The organism is Stenotrophomonas sp. PA-6-5C, from assembly GCF_021605635.1.
Classification (GTDB): Bacteria; Pseudomonadota; Gammaproteobacteria; order Xanthomonadales; family Xanthomonadaceae; genus Stenotrophomonas; species Stenotrophomonas lactitubi.
Genome location: NZ_WKEE01000003.1, coordinates 81,376 through 103,351, shown reverse-complemented (window position 1 = coordinate 103,351; position 21,976 = coordinate 81,376). Strand labels below are relative to the sequence as shown.

General features: G+C 64.0%; 17 protein-coding genes, 1 pseudogene and 1 other annotated feature. Of the genes and pseudogenes, 15 read left to right on the top strand and 3 right to left on the bottom strand.

Features of this window, described 5'->3' with window-relative positions; all coding sequences use genetic code 11:
* The 12 genes from GIW57_RS01945 (at position 1) to GIW57_RS01890 (ending at position 14,545) form a co-directional block, all read left to right on the top strand.
* Entirely contained in the window at positions 1-1,419 is a 1,419-nt protein-coding gene (locus tag GIW57_RS01945; protein ID WP_099589914.1) for a NarK family nitrate/nitrite MFS transporter, read from the top strand.
* Positions 1,420-1,488: 69 nt separating this feature from the next.
* Positions 1,489-5,232: a nitrate reductase subunit alpha gene (locus GIW57_RS01940; protein ID WP_100449530.1), complete on the top strand. Its 3,744-nt coding sequence runs from the start codon at positions 1,489-1,491 to the stop codon at positions 5,230-5,232.
* Positions 5,232-6,776, top strand: a complete 1,545-nt coding sequence (narH, locus tag GIW57_RS01935; RefSeq protein ID WP_099589916.1) for a nitrate reductase subunit beta — start codon at positions 5,232-5,234, stop codon at positions 6,774-6,776. The genes GIW57_RS01940 and narH overlap by 1 nt, the downstream gene beginning before the upstream one ends.
* Positions 6,773-7,453 carry a nitrate reductase molybdenum cofactor assembly chaperone gene (gene narJ / locus GIW57_RS01930; RefSeq protein ID WP_057627037.1) on the top strand — a complete coding sequence of 227 codons (681 nt, stop codon included), beginning with the start codon at positions 6,773-6,775 and terminating at the stop codon, positions 7,451-7,453. Before narH ends, narJ begins: the two co-directional genes overlap by 4 nt.
* Positions 7,450-8,154 carry a respiratory nitrate reductase subunit gamma gene (gene narI, locus GIW57_RS01925; protein WP_099589917.1) on the top strand — a complete coding sequence of 235 codons (705 nt, stop codon included), beginning with the start codon at positions 7,450-7,452 and terminating at the stop codon, positions 8,152-8,154. The genes narJ and narI overlap by 4 nt, the downstream gene beginning before the upstream one ends.
* A 3-nt stretch (positions 8,155-8,157) precedes the next feature.
* The gene (locus GIW57_RS01920) at positions 8,158-9,048 is read left to right on the top strand and encodes a peptidylprolyl isomerase (RefSeq protein WP_236509025.1); all 891 of its coding nucleotides are present in this window, start codon (positions 8,158-8,160) and stop codon (positions 9,046-9,048) included.
* 22 nt (positions 9,049-9,070) lie between these two features.
* Positions 9,071-10,402 carry a nitrate/nitrite transporter gene (locus GIW57_RS01915; RefSeq protein WP_236509024.1) on the top strand — a complete coding sequence of 444 codons (1,332 nt, stop codon included), beginning with the start codon at positions 9,071-9,073 and terminating at the stop codon, positions 10,400-10,402.
* A 44-nt stretch (positions 10,403-10,446) separates the two neighbouring features.
* Positions 10,447-11,658, top strand: a complete 1,212-nt coding sequence (locus GIW57_RS01910) for a coproporphyrinogen III oxidase (protein WP_099589920.1) — start codon at positions 10,447-10,449, stop codon at positions 11,656-11,658.
* A 7-nt stretch (positions 11,659-11,665) separates the two neighbouring features.
* Positions 11,666-12,442, top strand: a complete 777-nt coding sequence (locus GIW57_RS01905; protein WP_236509023.1) for a helix-turn-helix domain-containing protein — start codon at positions 11,666-11,668, stop codon at positions 12,440-12,442.
* A gap of 21 nt (positions 12,443-12,463) precedes the next feature.
* Positions 12,464-13,204, top strand: a complete 741-nt coding sequence (gene modA, locus GIW57_RS01900) for a molybdate ABC transporter substrate-binding protein (protein WP_236509022.1) — start codon at positions 12,464-12,466, stop codon at positions 13,202-13,204.
* Between the two features lie 2 nt (positions 13,205-13,206).
* Entirely contained in the window at positions 13,207-13,890 is a 684-nt protein-coding gene (gene modB, locus GIW57_RS01895) for a molybdate ABC transporter permease subunit (RefSeq protein WP_099475691.1), read from the top strand.
* Positions 13,880-14,545 carry an ATP-binding cassette domain-containing protein gene (locus tag GIW57_RS01890; protein ID WP_236509021.1) on the top strand — a complete coding sequence of 222 codons (666 nt, stop codon included), beginning with the start codon at positions 13,880-13,882 and terminating at the stop codon, positions 14,543-14,545. Before modB ends, GIW57_RS01890 begins: the two co-directional genes overlap by 11 nt.
* A gap of 15 nt (positions 14,546-14,560) precedes the next feature.
* Here the strand turns inward: GIW57_RS01890 and GIW57_RS01885 are convergent, their stop codons facing one another.
* Positions 14,561-15,769, bottom strand: coding sequence for an NnrS family protein (locus GIW57_RS01885; RefSeq protein ID WP_236509020.1), 1,209 nt, complete (start codon positions 15,767-15,769; stop codon positions 14,561-14,563).
* Positions 15,770-16,460: 691 nt separating this feature from the next.
* Between GIW57_RS01885 and GIW57_RS01880 the strand changes: the two genes are divergently transcribed.
* Together GIW57_RS01880 and GIW57_RS01875 are read left to right on the top strand one after the other, a co-directional pair.
* A complete protein-coding gene (locus GIW57_RS01880; protein WP_236509019.1) occupies positions 16,461-17,231 on the top strand; it encodes a hypothetical protein in 771 nt (256 codons plus the stop codon).
* Positions 17,113-18,278: pseudogene (locus tag GIW57_RS01875) on the top strand (IS3 family transposase). The gene GIW57_RS01880 and the pseudogene GIW57_RS01875 overlap by 119 nt, the downstream one beginning before the upstream one ends.
* Positions 17,340-17,456: a sequence feature (AL1L pseudoknot), on the top strand. (Overlaps the previous pseudogene by 117 nt.)
* Before the next feature lie 36 nt (positions 18,279-18,314).
* Here the strand turns inward: GIW57_RS01875 and GIW57_RS01870 are convergent.
* Positions 18,315-19,526 carry a site-specific integrase gene (locus tag GIW57_RS01870; protein ID WP_057636639.1) on the bottom strand — a complete coding sequence of 404 codons (1,212 nt, stop codon included), beginning with the start codon at positions 19,524-19,526 and terminating at the stop codon, positions 18,315-18,317.
* 880 nt (positions 19,527-20,406) lie between these two features.
* Here GIW57_RS01870 and GIW57_RS01865 point away from each other — a divergent pair.
* Positions 20,407-20,811, top strand: coding sequence for a DUF6165 family protein (locus tag GIW57_RS01865; RefSeq protein WP_049468383.1), 405 nt, complete (start codon positions 20,407-20,409; stop codon positions 20,809-20,811).
* 118 nt (positions 20,812-20,929) lie between these two features.
* On the opposite strand, the gene GIW57_RS01860 is transcribed toward GIW57_RS01865, so the two are convergent.
* Positions 20,930-21,976, bottom strand: coding sequence for a glycosyltransferase family 9 protein (locus GIW57_RS01860; protein ID WP_089239124.1), 1,047 nt, complete (start codon positions 21,974-21,976; stop codon positions 20,930-20,932).

Genomic DNA, 21,976 nt, shown 5'->3' with positions numbered 1-21,976 from the left:
ATGAGTGTCAGTCGCGATGCCGTAAAAAACAGCAGGCCCGGTCCCGGCGGTGTCATCACCGATTGGCGGCCGGAAGATCCGGTTTACTGGGAGCAGACCGGTAAACGCGTTGCCACCCGCAACCTGGTCATATCCATCCCCGCGCTGCTGCTGGCGTTCTCGGTGTGGGTGCTGTTTTCGGCGGTGACCATCAGCCTGCCGAAAATCGGGTTTGCCTTCAGTACCGATCAGTTGTTCTGGCTGGTGGCCTTGCCCAGTCTTTCCGGCGCGACGCTGCGCATCTTCTACTCCTTCGTGATCCCGATCTTCGGTGGCCGCCGTTGGACGGCCTTGTCCACCGCCTCGCTGTTGCTGCCCACCTTGTGGCTGGGCTTCGCGGTGCAGAACCCGGCCACGCCGTACTGGGTGTTCGTGTTGATCGCGATCCTGTGCGGCTTTGGTGGCGCCAACTTCTCCTCCTCGATGTCCAACATCTCGTTCTTCTATCCCAAGCAACGTCAGGGCATGGCGCTGGGCTTGAACGCGGGTCTGGGCAATGTCGGCGTATCGGTGTCGCAGGCGGTAGTGCCGCTGGTGATCACGGTGGGCGTATTTGGCGCGCTGGGCGGTGCACCGCAAGCGGTGGTTGATGGCGGCGCGCCATTGTTCGTGCAGAACGCCGGCTTCATCTGGGTGCCCTTCATCGCCTTGTTCGCGATTGCGGCCTGGTTCGGCATGAACGACCTGACCAGCGCCCGCTCTTCGTTCTCCGAGCAGGCGGTGATCTTCCGCCGCAAGCACAACTGGCTGATGTGCTGGTTGTACATCGGCACCTTTGGTTCCTACATCGGCTTTTCTGCCGGTTTCCCGATGCTGGTCAAGAGCCAGTTCCCGGATGTGAACCCGCTGGCCTATGCCTTCATCGGTCCGCTGCTGGGCGCGTTGATGCGCTCGGTGGGCGGCAGCCTGGCCGACCGCTGGGGCGGTGCGCGGCTGACGTTCTGGGTGTTCGCACTGATGATCGCGGCGGTGTTCGGCGTGCTGCACTTCCTGCCAAGCAATGGCCAGGGCGGCAACTTCTACGGTTTCCTGCTCTCGTTCATGGCCTTGTTCGTGCTCAGCGGCATCGGCAACGGCACCACGTTCCGGATGATCCCGGTGATCTTCCGCACCCTGCATGAGCGCCTGTCGGCCAATGAAGGCGCCGAAGGCAAGAAGGCCGCTGCCCACCAGGCCAGCATTGAATCGGCCGCCGTGGTCGGCTTCTCCGGCGCCATCGGTGCCTACGGCGGCTTTTTCATTCCCAAGAGCTACGGCTCATCGATCACCTTGACCGGCAGCCCGGATATGGCGCTGTACGGCTTCATTGCGTTCTACATCACCTGCCTGGTCGTCACCTGGTGGTGGTACTACCGGCGCGGGGCCGAAACCCCCTGCTGAGAAAGCAATGCACCGCAGCCAGATGACACACACAGCCACGATGCAGCAGTTTGCGAACGGAGATTCACCATGAGCTATTTCCTTGATCGCTTGCAGTTCTTCAAGCGTGATCCACAACCCTTCGCCGATGGCCATGGGTTCAGCAAGAGCGAAGGGCGGGACTGGGAAAACAGTTATCGCGCCCGTTGGCAGTACGACAAGATCGTGCGCTCCACCCACGGCGTGAACTGCACCGGCTCGTGCAGCTGGAAGATCTACGTCAAGAATGGCCTGGTCACCTGGGAAACCCAGCAGACCGACTACCCGCGCACCCGCCCGGACCTGCCCAATCACGAACCGCGCGGCTGCCCGCGTGGTGCCAGCTATTCCTGGTACCTGTACAGCGCCAACCGGCTGAAATATCCGCTGATCCGCGGCACCTTGCTGCGCATGTGGCGGCAGGCCCGCAAGACCATGTCACCGGTCGAAGCCTGGGGCAGCATCGTGCAGGACCCGGCCAAGTCGCGCGAGTACAAGCGTCGGCGTGGCATGGGCGGATTCGTTCGATTGAACTGGGACGAGGCTAACGAAATCATCGCTGCCTCCAACCTTTACACCACCAAGGAGTTCGGCCCGGACCGCATCGTCGGTTTCTCGCCGATTCCGGCGATGTCGATGGTGTCCTACGCGGCCGGTGCGCGCTACCTGTCGCTGCTCGGTGGTGCCTGTCTTTCCTTCTACGATTGGTACTGCGATCTGCCGCCGGCCTCGCCGCAGGTGTGGGGCGAGCAGACCGACGTGCCCGAATCGGCTGATTGGTACAACAGCCGCTACATCATCGCCTGGGGCTCGAACGTGCCGCAGACGCGCACGCCCGACGCGCACTTCTTCACCGAGGCGCGCTACAACGGCACCAAGACGGTGTCGATCTGCCCCGACTATTCCGAGCTGGCCAAGCTCACCGACCATTGGCTGCACCCCAAGCAGGGCACCGACGCCGCGCTGGCGTTCGCCTTCGGCCACGTGATCCTGCGCGAGTTCCACGTCGATACGCCCTCGCAGTACTTCCAGGACTACTGCCGCAAGTACTCGGACATGCCGATGCTGGTGCGTGTGGAGCGACGCGCCGACGGCCGCCTGGTGCCGGGCCACTTCCTGCGCGCAAGTGAGCTGGGCGGGCTGGGCGAGAGCAACAACCCCGAATGGAAGACGCTGGCGTTCGACGAGAACAGCGGCGATGTCACCGTGCCGAACGGCTCGGTCGGCTTCCGCTGGGGTGAAAAGGGCAAGTGGAACATCGAGGAAAAAGCCAGTGATGGCCATGAAACCCGCCTGCGGCTGAGCCTTGCCGATATCCACGACGGTATCGAAGCAGTGAGCTTCCCGTATTTCGGTGGCATTGAGAGCGACGGCTGGACCGCTGCGCCGGCCGAAGAAGTGCTTGATCGCAACATCCCGCTGCGCCGCCTGCCGCTGGCCGATGGTGGCGAAGCACTGGTGGCGACGGTGTACGACCTGCTGCTCGCGCAGTACGGCGTGGATCGCGGCTTTGGCGGCGCCAATGTCGCCAAAAGCTTCGACGAGAATGTGCCGGGTACGCCGGCCTGGCAGGAACGCATCACCGGCGTGTCACGCGCCGAGGTGATAGAAATCGCCCGCGAGTTCGCCCGCACTGCCGACAAAACCCATGGTCGCAGCATGATCATCGTCGGCGCCGGCATGAACCACTGGTTCCACAACGACATGAACTACCGTGGCCTGATCAACATGCTGGTCATGTGCGGCTGCGTGGGCCAGACCGGCGGTGGCTGGGCGCATTACGTGGGGCAGGAAAAACTGCGTCCGCAGACCGGCTGGCAGCCGCTGGCGTTTGGCCTGGATTGGAGCCGTCCGCCGCGCCAGATGAACGGCACCTCGTTCTTCTACTTCAACACCGGGCAGTGGCGTTACGAAAAGCTGCAGGTGGACGAACTGCTGTCGCCGCTGGCCGATGCCTCCAAGTACAGCGGCAGCCTGGCCGACCTCAACCTGCGCGCGGTGCGCATGGGCTGGTTGCCGAGTGCACCGCAGCTGGACCGCAACCCGCTGCAGCTGGTGCGCGAGGCCGAACAGGCCGGCATCGCACCGGCCGACTACGCGCTGTCCAAGTTCAAGGACGGCTCGCTGGACTTCGCCTTCGCCGATCCCGATGCGGCGCAGAACCACCCGCGCATGATGTTCATCTGGCGCTCCAATCTGCTCGGTTCCTCCGGCAAGGGCCACGAGTACATGCTGCGGCATCTGCTCGGCACCCGTCACGGCCTGCAGGGCAAGGATCTGGGCGAGATGGGCGCGGTCAAGCCCGAGGACGTGAAGTGGCATGACGAGGCGCCGGAAGGCAAGCTCGATCTGCTGGTGACGCTGGATTTCCGCATGTGCACCACCGCGCTGTATTCGGACATCGTGCTGCCGACTGCCACCTGGTACGAGAAGGACGACCTCAACACCTCCGACATGCATCCCTTCATCCATCCGCTGTCCAAGGCGGTGGACCCGGCCTGGGAATCGCGCAGCGATTGGGACATCTTCAAGGGCGTTGCACGCACGCTGAGCGACATGGCACCGGGCGTGCTCGGTGTCGAAAAGGATCTGGTGCTGGTGCCGACCCTGCACGACACGCCCAACGAGCTGGGCATGCCGTTCGGCGTGGCCGACTGGAAGAAGGGCGAGTGCGAGGCCATCCCCGGCAAGACCATGCCGAGCATGACCGTGGTCGAGCGCGACTACCCCAATCTCTACCGCAAGTTCACCTCGCTCGGTCCATTGCTTGACAAGCTGGGCAATGGCGGCAAGGGCATGAGCTGGGATACCAAGCACGAGGTTGAATTCCTCGGCAAGCTCAACCACACCGTGCTGGAAGAAGGCATCAGCAAGGGCCGGCCATCCATCGACACAGCGATTGATGCCTGCGAAGTGGTGCTGCATCTGGCCCCGGAAACCAACGGGCATGTCGCGGTCAAGGCCTGGGAATCGCTGAGCACCTTCACCGGCCGCGAGCACGCCCATCTGGCGCTGGGCAAGGAACATGAGGCAATCCGCTTCCGTGACATCCAGGCACAGCCGCGCAAGATCATTTCCTCGCCCATCTGGTCCGGGCTGGAAGACGACAACGTCAGCTACAACGCCGGCTATACCAATGTGCACGAGCTGATTCCGTGGCGCACGATCACCGGTCGCCAGCAGTTCTACCAGGACCACGAGTGGATGATCGACTTCGGTGAGGCCTTCATGAGCTACCGGCCGCCGGTCAACACCCGCACGGTGGAGCCGCTGCTCAACAAGCGCTCCAACGGCAACAAGGAGATCGTGCTGAACTGGATCACCCCGCACCAGAAGTGGGGCATCCACAGCACCTATAGCGACAACCTGATCATGCAGACACTGTCGCGTGGTGGTCCGATCGTCTGGCTGAGCGAGGACGACGCGCGCAGTGCCGGCATCGAGGACAACGACTGGATCGAGCTGTTCAACGTCAACGGTGCGATTGCCGCGCGTGCGGTAGTCAGTCAGCGGGTGATGTCGGGCATGGCGATGATGTACCACGCCCAGGAACGCATCATCAACGTGCCGGGTTCGGAGATTTCCGGCACCCGTGGCGGCATCCACAACTCGGTGACCCGCATCGTGCTCAAGCCCACCCACATGATCGGCGGCTACGCGCAGCTGGCATGGGGCTTCAACTACTACGGTACCTGCGGTACCAACCGCGATGAGTTCGTGATCGTGCGCAAGATGGACAAGATCGATTGGCTGGATGGTGAAGAGTCCGTTGTCGCCGCACGGGAGGTGGTGTGATGAAAGTACGTGCCCAGATTGCGATGGTATTGAACCTGGACAAGTGCATCGGCTGCCACACCTGCTCGATCACCTGCAAGAACGTGTGGACCTCGCGCGAAGGCGTGGAATACGCCTGGTTCAACAACGTTGAAACCAAGCCCGGTATCGGCTACCCCAAGGAATGGGAAAACCAGGACAAGTGGAACGGCGGCTGGGTGCGCACCAGCGCCGGCAAGCTGGTGCCGCGCGCCGGCGGCCGCTGGCGCATGCTGGCCAAGATCTTCTCCAACCCCGACCTGCCGCAGATCGACGACTACTATGAGCCGTTCGATTTCGATTACCAGCACCTGCACGACGCGCCCGAGCTGAAGCATCAGCCGACCGCACGGCCGCGCTCGCTGCTGACCGGGCAGCGCATGGAAAAGATCGAGTGGGGCCCGAACTGGGAGGAAATCCTCGGTACCGAGTTCTCCAAGCGCTCGCGTGACTACAACTTCGACAAGGTGCAGAAGGAAATCTACGGCGCCTTCGAGAAGACCTTCATGATGTACCTGCCACGCCTGTGCGAGCACTGCCTCAATCCGGCCTGCGTGTCAGCCTGCCCATCCGGTGCGATCTACAAGCGCGAGGAAGACGGCATCGTGCTGATCGACCAGGACAAGTGCCGTGGCTGGCGCATGTGCGTGTCGGCCTGCCCGTACAAGAAGATCTATTACAACTGGAAAAGCGGCAAATCCGAGAAGTGCATCTTCTGCTACCCGCGCATCGAGATGGGCGAGCCCACCGTGTGTTCGGAAACCTGCGTGGGCCGCATCCGCTACCTCGGGGTGATGCTGTACGACGCCGACCGCATTGCCGAGGCCGCATCGGTGGCGGCGGAGAAGGACCTGTACCAGGCCCACCTGGACATCTTCCTGGATCCGTTCGACCCGGCGGTGATCGAAGCCGCGCGTGCCGAAGGCATCCCCGACAGCTGGCTGGAATCGGCCAAGCAGTCGCCGGTCTACAAGATGGCCATCGACTGGAAGCTGGCACTGCCGTTGCACCCGGAATACCGCACCTTGCCGATGGTCTGGTATGTGCCGCCGTTGTCGCCGATCCAGTCGGCGGCCGAGCGTGGCCACGTCGGCATGAGCGGCGAGCTGCCGGATATCGCTTCGCTGCGTATTCCGGTGCGTTACCTAGCCAACCTGCTGACGGCGGGTGACGAAGCGCCGGTTGTGCGGGCGCTGGAACGCTTGATGGCAATGCGTGCCTGGCGGCGCGGCAAGAACGTCGATGGCGTGGAAGACATGCGCGTGCTTGAGCAGGTTGGTTTGACCCCGGCGCAGGTCGAAGAGATGTACCGCTACCTGGCCATCGCCAACTACGAGGACCGCTTCGTGATACCCAGCGCGCACCGCGAGTACGCCAACGACGCCTTCGGCGAACGTGGCGGTTGCGGCTTCACCTTCGGCAATGGCTGCAACGGTGACAGCCCGGCCGATCTGTTCAGCCAACGCAAGAACACCACCTTTGCGGTGCATCCCAACCGCCAGCACCGGCACGAGGTGACGAAATGAGTGTGCTCAAGCTGATTGGTGTATTGCTGGATTACCCGCGTGACGAGCTTTGGCAGCATGGCGAGGAGCTGCTTGAGGCCTGCGACGATCCGGCGCTGTCGCCGGCCCGTCGCGGGCAGTTGCAGGCCTTCGTACGCGAGCTGCTGGCCAGTGATCCGCTGGATGCGCAGGACCGCTGGTTGTCCACCTTCGACCGTGGCCGCTCGATGAGCCTGCTGGTGTTCGAACACATCCATGGCGAGTCGCGCGACCGTGGTCAGGCCATGGTCGACCTGATCGACGCCTATCGCAAGAACGGTTTCGAGCTGGATGCGCGCGAACTGCCGGATTATCTGCCGCTGTTGCTGGAATACCTCTCGCACCGGCCGCAGGCCGAGGCCAAGGACTGGCTGCACCACATCGGCCACATCGCCGGCATGCTCGCCGCGCGTGCGGCCGAGCGGCAGCTGCCGCATGCGGTGTTGCTGGAAATCCTGGTCGAGGCCGGCGAAGGCAAGGTCAACTTGGCGGTGCTGCGGCAACGGGCAAGCGAGGAAGTGCGCGACGACACCGTCGAAGCCATGGACAGCCTGTGGGAGGAAGAGGCGGTGCGCTTCGGCACCGATGCGCCTTCGCAGGATTGCGACCCACCCCATCGTTCACCGGCACGCGCGCAGCCGCGGGAGATCCAGCCATGAATTACGTCAATCAGTTCGCCTTCCAGTTCTATCCCTACATCGCGGTGGCGGTGCTGTTGATCGGCAGCTGGGCGCGTTATGACAAGGCCATGTACAGCTGGCGTACCGGCTCCACCCAGTTGCTGTCCGACCGTGGCATGCGTATTGGCAGCAACTGCTTCCACATCGGCATCATCGCCATCCTTGGTGGCCACTTTGTCGGCCTGCTGACCCCGCATGCGTTGTATGAGCCCTTCATCACCTCCTCGCAGAAACAGTTGCTGGCGATGGTGGTCGGTGGCTTCTTCGGCGCGCTGTGCTTCGTCGGCATCACCATTTTGCTGGTGCGGCGGCTGACCAATGCGCGGGTCCGCGCCATCGGCAGCTTTGGCGACACGCTGGTGCTGGTGCTGCTGTTCGCTCAGCTCTGTCTTGGCCTGTACAGCATCAAGGTCTCGGCCGGCCATCTGGACGGCGGGGTGATGGTGATGCTGGCCGAGTGGGCGCAGCACATCGTCACCTTTCGTGCCGGCGCGGCCGATTATGTCGAAGGCGTGCATTGGGTCTACAAAGCGCACATCTTCCTCGGCCTGACGCTGGTGCTGATCGCACCGTTCACCCGTCTGGTGCATGTGTGGAGCGTGCCGATCAGTTACCTGTGGCGGCCGTACCAGGTGGTGCGTCGTCGTCAGGCCACGCTGCGCTACGGTCCGCGGGAGTAAGCCATGGGCAGCCTGCCACGCATACTTCCGATCACGGTGATCGACTCGGACAAGTCGGTGCCGGCCGAAGCCGGCCACCATCACGAACAGGATGCGGGAACCCGTGGCCTCGGCCAACCGGCACCGTGCAGCCTGTACGTGCAGGACACGCCGATCAGCGAGGCCGATATCGCCCGCGAGATGCAGTACCACCGGGCGATGCGCCCGGAGCAGTCGCGTGCCGATGCGGCGCGTGCGCTGGTGGTGCGCGAACTGCTGCGGCTGGAAGCCGAACGGCTTGGCCTGGCCGATGTCCCCGGCGTCGGCCAGGAGACCAGCGAGGAAGCACGCATCCAGCAGCTGATCGAACAGGCGCTGGTAGACCGCGTGCCCAGCGAAGACGACTGCCAGCGTTACTTTGCGCAAAACCCCGAGCGTTTCCGCTCACCGGACCGCATCCGCGTACGCCACATCCTGCTGGCGGCACCGGCCGACGATATCGCCGGCCGGCTGAAAGCCCGCACCCTGGCCGAGAAGCTGATCGCCGAACTGCTGGAACAGCCGCATCTGTTTGCCGATCTGGCCGCGCGTCACTCGCAATGCCCGTCCAGCAGCGAAGGCGGCGATCTGGGCTGGCTGCAACGCGGCCAGACTACGCCGGAGTTCGATCGCCAGGTATTCCGCCTGCGACAAGGCTTGGCCGGGTTCCCGGTGGAATCGCGCTGGGGCTACCACGTGGTCAGCATCGATGCGCTGGAAGCCGGCACGGCGCTTACCTTCGAGCAGGTGCGGGCGCAGATCAGTGACTACCTGGAACTACAGGTGCGCCAACGCGACCTGCAGCAGTTCCTGCTTGAGCTGCGCGAGCGCTACCCGGTGCGCGGGCTTGAAGACATCGAAGCACAGGCTGAGTAGAACGTAACCCCCAGGAGTGGCAATGAGCCAGAATCTACAGAACATCAGCAGCGGCGAACAACAACGTGCGCTGTGGTTGAGCACGTTCGCCTTCACCATGTGCTTCGCGGTGTGGATGATTTTCGCCATCATCGGCATCCAGATCAGCAAGCAGCTGGGTCTGAACGACACCCAGTTCGGCCTGCTGATTGCAACCCCGGTGCTGACCGGCTCTGTGATCCGCGTCTTCCTCGGCATCTGGTCCGACCAGTTCGGCGGCCGCAAGGTGATGACCTTGGTGATGTTGTGCGGCGCGGTGGCAACGTGGCTGCTGACCTACGCTGAAACCTATCCGCAGTTCCTGCTGGCGGCGTTGTTTGTCGGCATTGCCGGCGGCAACTTCTCGGTCGGCGTCACTTATGTCTCCAAGTGGTTCCCGCCGGAGAAGCAGGGCACCGCATTGGGCATCTTCGGGGCCGGCAATATCGGCTCGGCAGTGACCAAGCTGCTGGCACCGCTGGTGATGGTGGCGTCCGGTTGGATGATGGTGGCCAAGCTGTGGGCGGTTGGGCTGGCGGTTACCGCGGTGCTGTTCTATCTGTTCAGCAAGGAAGACCCGTCGCTGGAAGAGCGCCGTCGCAGCGGCGTCAAGCCGATGTCCTTCGCCCAGCAGATGGCGCCGCTGAAGAACCTGCAGGTGTGGCGCTTCTCGCTGTACTACTTCTTCGTATTCGGCGGCTTCGTCGCCCTGGCACTGTGGCTGCCGCACTATCTGGTCGGCGCCTACGGCATGGACGTCGCTACAGCGGGCGTGTTGGCCGCGTGCTATTCGATCCCGGCCAGCCTGTTCCGGGTGGTGGGCGGTTGGATGTCCGACCGCATCGGTGCGCGCAGGGTGATGTACTGGACGCTGGGTGTGTCGTCGATTTGCACCTTCATCCTGGCCTATCCGGATACCCGCTACATCGTGCAGGGCATCCATGGCGAGATCAGCTTCCATCTGGCAATCAGCGTGACCTTGTTCACCATGCTGGTGTTCGTGCTCGGCTTCTTCATGTCGCTGGGCAAGGCCGCGGTGTACAAGCACATCCCGGTCTATTACCCGCAGCATGTGGGCTCGGTCGGCGGTGTGGTCGGCATGATCGGTGGCCTCGGCGGCTTCATCCTGCCGATCGTGTTCGGCGCCTTGAACGATGCGCTCGGCATCTGGAGCAGCTGTTTCATGCTGCTGTTCGTACTGGTCAGCATCGCGCTGGCGTGGATGCACTTCGCCATCCGTCGGATGGAGCGTCGCAACTTCCCGCAGCTGGATCGTGAGACCGACCTGCCTGAAGCCATCGACGCCGCCGCCGCGGAGAAACAGCGCCGGGCTTGATCCAGATCAGTGAAACCCGGCGGTCGCTGCGCGAGGATGCTTGCATGCCAGTAGAGACCGCCGGGATGGATGACGCCACATTGCATGTTGCATTGCTGCAGCAACCCGCGCACGTGTTGTTCCCGGCGCCGGCGGAGCTGAGCCCCGGCTTCGCCGAGGCGGGCTGGCGTGCGGCCATGCAGGCCAGCAACGAGCATCTGATTCCACGTGCGTTGACGCTGGGTTTCTGCGCACCCCCACATGAGCTGGAGCGCGCCGAGAACGTGCTGGACGCGTTGCTGGTGTGCGTGCGCCTGCATGCGAACATGCTGGCCAGCGATCGCGAAGTGGCGGCCATGGTGCTGCAGCCGGGTATCGTCGAGCATCTGCCGCCCGCCCTGCTGGGCCGCCTGTTGGACGCGGTGCCGGAGCAGCTGTGCACCATCGCCCGGCCGCAGGTTGAGGTGCGCCTGGATGCGGCCAGCGATGTCGCACCGGCTGCATTGCGCGAGGTCGGCTGCACGCGGATGACGGTGATCGACCATGCCGGCGTCAATGGCCCGGCGATGCTGGCCCAAGCCCAGCAGACCGGCTTTACCGCGTGTTACTACCAGCTGCGCGTGCCGTGCTACGCCGATGTGTCGTTCCTGCAGCGGCTGCAGCGGGTGCTGGAGCTGGCGCCCGAACGCATCATCCTGCCATCGCCTGCATTGCTGCCCGAGTACCCGTTGCCAACGGACTGGCTGCAGGCATGGCGGCTGCTGCGTGCAGGCGGCTACCTGCCGCTTGGCGGCGATCACTATCAGCGGCCGGACCTGCCGATGCCGCTGCGCAACGGCGATGGCCAGCGTCATTGCGACCTGCTCGGGGTGCCGCGGCGCGAGCGCCATGACCTGCTCGGCATTGGTGTGGGCGCCTTCAGCCAGATCGGCGATGTCATCTGCCGCATCGAGCCTGAGCCGAGCCATTGGCGCGCCTGCCTGGTGGTTGGGCAGCCAGGAATATCCTCCGGGCTTATTCTTTCCGAGCATGAACGTATGACCGATGAGGTGGTGCAGAGCCTGGCCTGCGACCACGCATTGGACATGCGCGCCTTCGAATGGCGCAACGCGCAGCCATTCGACGCCTGTTTCGAGCACGCGTGGAGCCGCGTCGCCATGTTCATCGAGCGCGGCTGGCTGCGCCGTGACGGCGACATGCTGTTGATCCAGAACGAAGGTGAGCTGCTGTGGCGTATGATCGCAGCGTGCTTCCGCCCCTTGGCCGCTGTTGCTTGAAAACGGAATGACGTCACCTACACCCCCACCGCGCGGCCCCTTGGGAACCGCGGCGCCGAATCCAGCCGCTGCCGGCGACGGTGACGCGCTGCATTTCTGCACGACCTGTGCGTTCTCCGATGCCTGCAGTTCGCAGGGCTATGACAAGACGGCGCTGAACGAGCTGCACGTGATGGTCGACCACGTTGGGCCGTACCATGCGGGCGACTACATCTTCCGCGCGGGTGAACCCTTCGATGCAATCGCTGCGGTGCGCGCCGGCATGGTCAAGACCTTCGTCGACGACAGCCTTGGCAACGAGCAGGTGCTGGGCTTTGCCTTGCCTGGCGAAGTTATCGGCCTGAACGCCATCCACGGATCGCGTTATCCCTGCAATGCGGTGGCGTTGGATACCGTGCATCTGTGCCGTATCTCGTTTCCGCGCATCAGCATGCTGGCCAGCCGCATGCCCGGCCTGCAGGCCAAGCTGTTCAGCCTGCTCAGTGCCGAGATCGGCAAGGCGGGGCTGTTGGCGGCCAATTACCGTACCGAGGAGCGCATGGCGGCGTTCCTGCTGGATATCTCCAGCCGCTACGCGCGGCGTGGCTTCTCGGCACACCGCTTCAACCTGACCATGACCCGCACCGAGATCGCCAACTACCTGCGCATGGCGCCGGAAACGGCCAGCCGGGTGTTGCGGCGTTTGAGCGACGAAGAAGTCATCGCGGTGAAGCAGCGCGAGATCATCCTGCTGCAACCGGAACGTCTGGCGTTGATGGCGGCCACCGATGACGCAAGCGAATGATGCCCAACCAAGGATGCATGCATGAACAAGCTGTGGGCGTTGTTGTTGCTGGCCGTCACGCTGCCGGCAAGCGCAGCTGATCTGACGGTCTCCGCGGCTTCCAGCCTGACCGAGAGTTTCCGCGAGATATCCAGCGCATACGAGACGGCCAACCCGGGCACGAAGGTGGACCTGAACTTCGCCGCCTCCGGCACCTTGCTGCAGCAGATCGCACGCGGCGCGCCGGTCGACGTGCTGGCCTCGGCCGACCAGACCACGATGGCACAGGCCAATACCGAAGGCCTGATCGATCCGGCAACCCAGCACGTATTCGCGCAGAACAGCCTGTGGGTGGTGGTGCCGCCGCAGGCCAGCAACAAGCCGACCACGTTGGCGGCGCTGACCAAGGCCGATGTGAAGCGCGTTGCCATCGGCAATCCCGACAGCGTACCGGTTGGGCGCTATGCACGCGGTGCGCTGCAGCAGGCCGGTGTGTGGCCGGTGGTGCAGGCCAAGATGATCAGCACCCAGAACGTGCGCCAGTCACTGGACTATGTGGCACGGGGTGAAGTGGATGCAGGCTTCGTTTACGCCACCGACGCGCAGGCGATGAGCGAGCGCGTGCAGCGCACCTTTCAGGTGCCGGTTGCCGGTGGTATCGCGTATCCGTTGGCGATGGTGAAGACCAGCCGCAATGCCGCCGAAGCAAAGCGCTTCATCGCCTTCGTGCGCTCGGCGCAGGGCCAGGCCATTCTGCACAGGCACGGCTTCGGTAGTCCTTGATGGTGGATCTGGACTGGAGCGCGCTGTGGTTGTCGTTGAAGGTGGCCGGCTGGGCGACCGCGATCAACCTCGTGCTCGGTGTCGGATTTGGTGCCTTGTTGGCGCGGCGGCGCTTCCCCGGCCGTGAGTTGCTGGACACGATATTCACCCTGCCGATGGTGTTGCCGCCGACGGTGCTGGGCTATTACCTGCTGGTGCTGATCGGCAGCAAGGGCCCGCTTGGTGCATGGCTGGAAGACAGTTTCGGCATCAATCTTGTGTTTACCTGGCAGGCAGCGGTGATCGCGGCTGCGGTGGCCTCGTTTCCGCTGGTGTTCAAGCCGGCGCGTGCGGCCTTCGAGGATGTGGATGGGCAGCTGGAACAGGCCGCGCGCACCTTGGGTGTATCCGAGCTGGCGCTGTTCTTCCGGGTGACCTTGCCGCTGGCATGGCGCGGCATTCTTGCCGGCTTGCTGCTGGCGTTCGCCCGCGCGATGGGCGAGTTCGGCGCCACCATCATGGTCGCCGGCAGCATTCCCGGCCGCACCCAGACCTTGTCCATCGCCATCTACGAGGCGGTGCAGGCCGGCAATGACGGTCGCGCCAACGCCTTGGTGCTGCTGTCCTCGCTGGTCTGCATCAGCGTGCTGCTGCTTGCCGCGCGATTGGTCGGGCGGCGGCAGGAGGGGGCGCGCAATGTGGCTTGAGCTGGATATCCAACGCAAGCTGCAGGCTGCAGGCCAGCACTTCCAGCTGCAGGCGGCCTTGCGTTGCACACAGCGCAATGTGGTGTTGTTCGGCCCGTCTGGTGCGGGAAAAAGTTTGACCTTGAAGGCGGTGGCTGGATTGCTGCGGCCGGACGCCGGTGTGATCCGTATGCACGGGCAAGCGCTGTTCGATGCGGCTGCCGGCATCAATCTGTCACCACAACGGCGCCGCATCGGCTATGTGTTCCAGGACTACGCCTTGTTCCCGCACCTGACGGTGCGGCAGAACGTGGGTTTTGGCCTGCAGCGAGGCCTGTTGAATCCGCCGCGGAGCCGTCGTATCGATGCGGTCGAGCAATGGTTGCAGACGTTCCGCATCGATCACCTCGGTGACCTGCTGCCGTCGCAGATCTCCGGCGGCCAACGTCAGCGCACCGCCTTGGCGCGGGCGCTGGTGACCAAGCCGCAGGCACTGCTGCTGGATGAGCCGTTCGCCGCACTCGACCACGCCCTGCGTGCGCATCTGCGCCAGGAGCTTGAAACGGTGCTGGACCAGACCGGCATCCCGCTGCTGCTGATCAGCCATGATCCGGAGGACGTGGACATGTTCGGCCAGCAGGTGGCGCATCTGGCTGATGGCCGCGTGCAGGCCTGATTCTCCGCGTAACGATTAGTCCGGCTTGCCGTCCGCACGTGGGCGCCAGTAGATCCACCCCAACCGCAGCAACCACGGTGCAAGCACCAGCAGCCAGCCGGCGGCGGCGACGGCATGCCAATGCCAGGGATCATCCAGTAGCGGCGCCAGGATGCGCAGCACTGCAACCAGTTGCAGGCCGAGCAGGGCGACCCATGCGACCACCGGCATCACCAGTGCACGCCCGGAATGGCCTTGGGTCACACGCGTGACCATGGCCACCAACAGGCTGCCGAACAGGCCGATCGCCAAGGCATGTAGTGGCGCGCGTTCCAGCCAGCCGGTATGGCCGGCAAGCGCAGCGATGTCCTGCAGCAGATACAGCAGCATCGCCAGCGGCCACCACGCCAGTCCGTAAAAAAGCACGCTCAACAGCGGCGGCTTGGGTCCGCGCGGCCACCAACGCCACAGCGAGTACAGCGACAACAGCAGCAGGCCCGCATCGGCCAGCAGCGTCGCCAGTGGCTGCTGCAGCTGTTCCCCGGCCAGATGCAGCAGGCACAGTCCCCACAGGATCGCCAACCATTGTGGTGGCCGCCATGCCTGGTAGCCCGGCACCACGTTGCCGGCGAAGAACGGAAACATGCGGTGGGCGACGCTTGCGTAGATCGGCAGCAACAGCCCGAAGGTGCCAAGCGACACGCTCAGTGCCTGCCAGCGGATATCAGCACCTGTGGCAGCGGCGGCGAAACCGAGCAGGCCGATCCAGCCCATCAGCAAGCCGGACCAGCATGACCACGCATGCCAGGTGCGGCCTTTCTCCTGCAACAGCAGGCGGCCGAGTACGACCAGCCCGAATGCCCATCCCAGCGCCGCCAGCAACAGGGCCAACCACATCCCGGGTTGCCAACCGCTGCTGGCGGTCAGCAGCGCGATCTGCGCGCCGAACAGTCCGCTACCAACGCCTGCGTATTGCCACCGCGGCAGTGCCGGCAATCCCATCCAGCGTGGGAATACGGTCAACAGGAAGCCGAAGATGAAACTGGGCAGCACCAGGTACTGCATCCACAGCCCATGCAGCCAGGCCGGCGGCACGGCGGGCACGGGCAGGGGGCTGCCCAGCTGCAAGCCGGCCAGCCAGAGCGCCCACCAAGCCATCGCCAAGCCGAGATTGCAGACACCGATGAAGAACAGCAGCCGGTGTGGCGCATTGAATAGCTGCACGCGGGTCGTGAAAGTTTCCACGCAGCGAGTATCCGCCCCTTCGTCGCCGCCGGGACTGACCAATATCAAGGCCGGCGCCATCAGCAGAAAGCCGCGGCAAGCATCGCCAGATCAATGGCTGGCCGTAGCCCGGGTAAGCGCAGCGCACCCGGGGCGGTTGGTGCGGAGTGGGAGGGACGCCCAGATCCGTCGGCGTGGCGTTCGCACAGGAGTGAGCCACAGCACACATCGCGAGATTGAACGAAAGCCCGTAGCCCGGGTAAGCGCAGCGCACCCGGGGCAGTTGGTGCGGAGTGGGAGGGACGCCCAGATCCGTCGGCGTGGCGCTCACGCAGGAGCGAGCCACAGCACACATCGCGAGATTTAACCAAAGCCGTAGCCCGGGTAAGCGCAGCGCACCCGGGGCGGTTGGCGCGGATACGGATGCCCGGACCGCTCTTCCCGGGTGCGCTGCGCTTACCCGGGCTACGTTGCTGCGGGCGAGTGTGGTGCACCCTGGACGATAGTGGCCAGATCGTGATGGCAGGCAATCCGCCTGCCGCGGTGCGATGATGGAGCACGGGCGTAGCTGGCGTACCCTGCGGCCTGTGGGGGCTGATTGGCGGCGGGTCGACGCAACACGCCAGCGGCAAGTCATCTCTTCTTGCGGGGAAGCAGAAAGATGTTCCGGAGCAGCCTCGAAACAGCACCACTGGCACGCGGGTTCACCTTGATGGCATCGCTGCTGCTTGTGCTGTGCGCCTCGCTGCTGCTTGCACCTGCGCCGCTGCTGGCTGCGACCGAAGAAAGCACCGCCCAGGCGCATGCCCCAGCGACGGTGCGCTATTACAACCGTGACATCCTGACCTTCCGCAGTGCGTTCATGGGGCGCTCGCCCTTGCAGCGGGCGCAGGTTGCCGAATTCAACATCAAGCGCATCGTCGACGAGCCGGGAACGCCCGGCGTCACCTTCAACGATACCGCCGCCGGTGTGATCCTGCTGCTCGGCGGGGAAGTCGTCACCCTCATCACGCCTGCCGATGTGGATACCGCGCAGGGCCAGAGTCTGGCCCAGGTACGCGAGGAGGTGCGCAGCCGGCTTGGCGAGGCGGTCGCCGCCGCCGAGCGCGAGCGTGCGCCGGGACGGGTGCTTCGCGGTGTGCTGCACAGCCTTGTCGCCACCGCACTGGCCGCCGCCTTGGCCTGGGTGATGGCCTGGCTGGCACGTCAGCTGCGGGCGGCGATGCTGGTCTGGGTGGGTAAAAAAGCCGGGACGTTGCGTAGTGAACCGCCCCGGGATTCCTGGAGGCTCCAACTCTTGAGAGGATGGAGTCATGAACAAGCCAGTGAAATATTCCGCGGAAGTACGGGACCGGGCGGTGCGGATGGTGCTGGAGCACCAGGACGATCACGGTTCGCAGTGGGCGGCGATCGCATCGATTGCCGGGAAGATCGGGTGCACTGCCGAGACGCTGCGGTTATGGGTGCGGCGGGCCGAGCGTGATCAGGGCAAGCGGCCGGGCCTGACGACGGATGAGCGGGCGCGGATGAAGGCGCTGGAGCGGGAGAACCGCCAGCTGCGACAGGCCAACGAGATCCTGCGCAAGGCGTCAGCATATTTTGCCCAGGCGGAGCTCGACCGCCACTTCAAGCCATGACGAGGTTCGTGACCGAACACCGCCACGCCTACGGAGTCGAGCCGATCTGCCGTGTACTTCAGATCGCTCCGTCGACGTACTACAACCATGCGGTCCGTCAGGCCGATCCGGAGCGCAATCCGAACCGCTGGTGGCAGGACCAGGGACTGGCGGTGGAGGTCCGCCGGGTCTGGGACGAGAACCGTCAGGTCTACGGGGTGCGCAAGGTGTGGCGGCAGTTGCTGCGGGAAGGCTGGCAGGTGGCCCGGTGCACGGTGGAACGGCTGATGCGTCGGCTGGGCCTGCGTGGTGTGATCCGCGGCAAGGTGGTGAAGACCACGGTCAGCGACAAGGCGCAGCCGTGCCCGCTGGACCGGGTGAACCGGCAGTTCCATGCCGATCGACCCAATGCGCTATGGGTGAGCGACTTCACCTACGTCTTGACGTGGCAGGGCATGGTGTACGTGGCGTTCGTGATCGACGTGTACGCACGTCGGATCGTGGGCTGGAAGGTGTCCAGTTCGATGACGACCGACTTCGTTCTGGACGCACTGGAGCAAGCACTGCAGGCCCGGCAACGGGAGGGCGAATTGATCCATCACTCCGACCGCGGGTCGCAATACGTGTCGATCCGCTACAGCGAGCGACTGGCCGAAGCTGGGGTTGAACCGTCGGTGGGAAGCGTGGGCGACAGCTATGACAACGCGCTGGCCGAGACGATCAACGGGCTGTACAAGGCCGAGGTGATCCATCGGCAGACGTGGCGCAGCCGCCAGCAGGTAGAACTGGCCACGCTGGACTGGGTGTACTGGTACAACCACCAATGACTGCTGGGGCCGATCGGGAACATCCCGCCAGCGGAAGCCGAAGCGGCTTACTATCGGCAGCAAGCCGGTCAGGCCAAAGCGGCCTGACTCAAACCAAATGGCCTCCAAGAAAGTCGGGGCGGTTCAGTCCGGAGCAGGTCTGGGGAGGATGAAATCAGCCCATGCCTGCATCATGGGGCGTCGTTGCTCCAGCAGATCGGTGCGGTGATAGGCAGCTTCGACCTTGTTTTGGACAGTGTGGGCCAGCGCGCGTTCAGCAAGATCCCGAGCATAGCCTTCCTCGCTGCACCAGTCGCGAAAGCTTGACCGGAAGCCGTGCGCGGTGGCTATCCGCTTGTCGCTATCGCTGTGGGCCTTCAGGCGGCGCAATAGCGCAGTTAGGGTCATGTCCGAGAGGACTGTTCGGGAATGGATCGATGGGAAGACCAGATGATCGTGCTTGCCTACCTGTACCTGCAGCAAAGTGATGGCTTGCTCAGAGAGTGGGACTCGATGGGTCTGGCTGGCTTTCATGCGATCGGCAGGAATGATCCAGACTTTGTTGCGCAAATTGACCTCATCCCAAGTCATTCCCCTGACTTCGCCAGAGCGCGCAGCGGTCAAGATCAAAAACAGCAGCGCACGTTTGGTGACATCTAGCTCGTATGTATCCACCAGTCTGGTTTTGACAAACGCCGGGATGTCAGTCCAGGGCATGGCAGGTTGGTGCTCTTGTCGGACCGTCTTGCTGGGTTGTACCGGTAGCAGATGGGTGACTACATCCACAGGGTTGGCTTGGTTGAACCCGTGCGCCCAGCCCCAGGCCATCACGGCATGCAAACGCTGCTTTACCCGGGAAGCGGTCTCCGCTTTTTCCAGCCAGATCGGGCGCAAGACATCGGCCATATGGCGGGGCTGAAGTTGGTCCATCGGCAAGGAGCCGATCTTGGGGAAGGCGTACTCGGTAAGCGTGTTGATCCACTGCTGGGCGTGCTTGGCATTCTTCCACCCTGGCTTGAGTTCGGCATGTACCTGTTCTGCCGCCTCTTGGAAGGTTGGCATCACGGGTGCAGCAACTGCGGGCGCCTTGGTCGCCAGGGGATCTTGCCCAAGTGCAATCTCTTCGCGCATTTCGCGAGCCAGCTTGCCGGCAAGGGCGATGCTCACATGCGGGTAGCTGCCGAGGCCTGCATTGCGGCGTTTGCCAGTGGTAGGGCTCACGTAGCGTAGGACCCACTTACCTTGCCCCTTCTTTGTGCGTGAAGGATGCAGGCTTAGGCCGGGGACTCCGCCGTGTGGCAGTGCTGTGCTCCCGGGAGTGGTGCTTCTGGCTTTGATGTCGGTAAGCAGTGCCATGGGTGTCTGGTATGCCATCTGGTATGCCATCCAGTATGCCATCTGGTATGCCATTTCGCGTTGGGTGGTGATGGGTGTTGCTGGACGGTGCTGGATGATGTCACTTGTAAGCCATTGAAACTAAATGGCAAATATATGTTATTTGCGATGCCACTGGATTTCCTTGGACGGATCTATGGCAGTCCCCCTCTCCGCCAGATAAAGAAAAAAGCCGTCCCATGGGGCGGCTTTTTTCATGGCCCGCGTTCGAGCAGTGCACGCGCATGCAGCAACGATCTGCGCCGACCCTGCGGGGGGATGAGAAGCCCCGACGGGGTTCGACGGTTCTGCAGGAGCAGAACCGGACAGCCGCAGGCTGGCCCTGGAGCGCGCAGCGCGCAAGGGCGGGGTGCATGGATGCACCCCGCAATCCCCCCCTCTCCGCCAGATAAAGAAAAAAGCCGTCCCATGGGGCGGCTTTTTTCATGGCCCGCGTTCGAGCAGTGCACGCGCATGCAGCAACGATCTGCGCCGACCCTGCGGGGGGATGAGAAGCCCCGACGGGGTTCGACGGTTCTGCAGGAGCAGAACCGGACAGCCGCAGGCTGGCCCTGGAGCGCGCAGCGCGCAAGGGCGGGGTGCATGGATGCACCCCGCAATCCCCCCCTCTCCGCCAGATAAAAAGAAAAAGGGCTGCCGAAAGGCGGCCCTTTTTCTTTTTATCTGGCGCGGGGATGCGAAGTGCGCTTCGCGCGCTTCGCCCCATACGTTGCTGCGCAACGAATGGGCCCCTCCCTTTGCCGGCCTCTCCCCGCGGATGCTCCTGTAGATCCACGCCATGCGTGGATGCCGTTCGCATGCGGCGGGTTACCATGTGCCATCACTTGCTGGAACGCCCCCCATGACCGCTGAAATCCTTGTGCCTGTTTCCTTTGGCGAGCTGCTGGACAAGATCTCGATCCTGCAGATCAAGTCCGAACGCATCAGTGACGAAGGCAAGCTGGCCAACGTACGCAAGGAGCTGTCCGCGCTGGAGACCACGTGGATGGCACACCCGGCGGCAGTGAAGGACATCGCCAAGCTGCGTGCTGAGCTGAAGACGGTCAACGAGCAGCTGTGGGAGATCGAGGACGACATCCGCCTGAAGGACAAGGCGCAGGCCTTCGATCAAGGGTTCATCGACCTGGCCCGCAGCGTGTACCTGCGCAACGACGAACGCGCGCGGATCAAGAAGGCGATCAACCTGGCGCTGGGCTCGGCCTACGTGGAAGAAAAGTCCTACCAGGACTACACGCAGCGCGCGTAATCCCAGGCAGCCCGATGCAATGGATCCACGCCATGCGTGGGTGCAGCCACCGGGATGCGGGACGGTGCGGACCAAGGTCCGCGCCCATCAGACACCGCTCAACCGCTCGGTCCGCCACTTACCCCAGATGGTCGGCCACGTAGCGCTCGAACGCGGCAATGCCGTCCTCGACGGTGATCAGTTCCATCACGTCGTCGAATTCGATCTTGGTGCCCCACTTGAGGTCGGCTGCCTGCTTGCCCAGGTACTTGCGCGCTGCGTCGTCGTAGCGGTCCGCGCAGTAGCGGCGGTCCGAGTACGGGCCGCTGCGGTTCGGGTTGCTGGCCGCATGCAGGCCCAGCACTTTGGTGCCCATCGCGTTGGCGATGTGCATCGGGCCCGAGTCCGGCGTCATCACCAGGTTGGCGCGGGCCAGCAATGCCGGCAACTGCTTGAGCGTGTCCTTGCCGACCAGGTCCAGCGCCGGAACATCCAGCTGGGCCAGGATGGCATCGGCCATGCTGCGCTCCAGTTCGCTGCGGCCGCCGCACAGCACGATCCGCCAGCCGCGCGCGACGGCATGGTTGGCGACCTCGGCATAGCGGTCGGCGTACCAGTTGCGGCGCACGTGGCTGGAGCAGGGCGAGATCATCAGCACCGGCCGGCCATCGTCCTGCCATTGCGCAGCGGCCCAGTCATACGCTGCCTGCGGCACGGCCAGATCCCAGCTGACGTCGGTCTGGCGCAGGCCCAGCGGCTCGCAGAAGCTGCCGATGGCATCGAGCACATGGATGCCCGGGCGATCAGCGATGCGTTCGTTGATGAAGAGGCCGTGCAGGTCCTTGGAGCGGCTGCGGTCGTAACCGATGCGGCGCTCGGCGGGAATGAAGGCCGACAGCACGTTCGCGCGGAACGCCACCTGCATCTGCAACAGCGCCTCGAAACGTCCGGGCGGCAGCTGCTTGCGCAGTTCCTTCACCCCGGCCATGCCGGTCTTCTTGTCGTAGGCATGGAAGGTGACGCCCGGCAGGCCATCAAGCAGCTTCTGCCCGACCTTGTCGATGATCCAGTGGATCGGCGTGTCCGGGCGCGCGGCCTGCAGGGTGCGCACCAGCGGCACTACGTGGGTCACATCGCCAAGAGCGGACAGGCGCAGAAGACACAAGGAGGAGGACGCTGATGCCAT